General features: G+C 64.3%; 1 protein-coding gene. It reads right to left on the reverse strand.

Translation table 11 applies throughout. The annotated features are described in order from the left end of the window. Positions 1-4 precede the first annotated feature (4 nt). Positions 5-1,009 carry an IS481 family transposase gene (locus QRN53_RS21195; protein WP_285245782.1) on the reverse strand — a complete coding sequence of 335 codons (1,005 nt, stop codon included), beginning with the start codon at positions 1,007-1,009 and terminating at the stop codon, positions 5-7. Positions 1,010-1,117 lie beyond the last annotated feature (108 nt).

Raw genomic sequence — 1,117 nt, forward strand, 5'->3', positions numbered from 1 at the left:
TGTACTAACCCGGTTGGTTGGTGACACGGCTGGCGGGTGAGGCGCCTTTGAGTGCGGTGTGGGGCCTGCGGCGATTGTAGTACTCGACGAAGTCCTGGTAACAGGCCTGGCGTTCTGCTTCTGAGCCATAGGCCCTGGCGTAGGCCCATTCCTCTTGGAGGATGCGGTTGAAGCGCTCGACTTTGCCGTTGGTCTGGGGCCGGTAAGGCTTGGTGCGTTTGTGCCTGATCCCGGCCTCGGCCAAGACTGCGGCGAAGGCACGGGAGCGGTAGCAGGAGCCGTTGTCTGTGAGCACCTTCTCGATTTTGACGCCTTGAGCGGCGAACGCGGCGATGGCGTTGCGCATGAACGCCGACGCGGTCGTCTGGGTTTCGTCGGGCAGGATTTCGGAGTAGACGAACCGGGAATGGTCATCGACTGCGTGGTGCAGGAACGTGTAGCCCCGGACCTGGCCTCGGTACTTGGCCCGGCCTTCACCGAGGTTCTGCGCCCGGGAGTTCGCTTTACCCTGCACCCGTCCATGGATCCGGTGCCCGCCCCCATCCGGGATCCGCCCGAGCTTCTTGATGTCCACGTGGATCATTTCGCCGGGCCAGGCATATTCGTATCGACGGGTACGGTCCCGGCCGCGGACCCGGATCCCGGTTGCCGGGTCGGTGAACCGCAGCGGCGGGCAAAGGTAGCGGGTGAGGATGCGGTGGACCGTGGAGATGTTGAGGTGCAGGTGATAAGCGATCCGGGCCGGACCCCAGCGCCTGTTCACCCGGAGCCCCAGCACACGCCGCTCGGTGCGCATCCGGGTCCGGTGCGGGCACGTCAGCGGCCGGCTCCGGCGGTCCTCCAGCCCGTCCTCACCCAACTCCCGGTAACGACGGGACCAACGCGCGGCCGTCGGTACAGAGACATTAAATCTCTCGGCAGCTCGGCGCAACGGCCACCCATCAACCACAATGCACCGGGCCAGCTGCAGACGACCCGAATGAGCCAAAAACGCGTTACGGTGGGACACGAAGACCTCCTGGTTTGTGTTCGCTCTCGACAAGCACCACACAACACCCGGAGGTCCTCTTATTGCGTCAAATCGATCCCCGTGTCATCAACCTGCCGGGGCAGTACA

It is taken from the genome of Pseudarthrobacter sp. fls2-241-R2A-127 (assembly GCF_030209355.1).
Classification (GTDB): domain Bacteria; phylum Actinomycetota; class Actinomycetes; order Actinomycetales; family Micrococcaceae; genus Arthrobacter.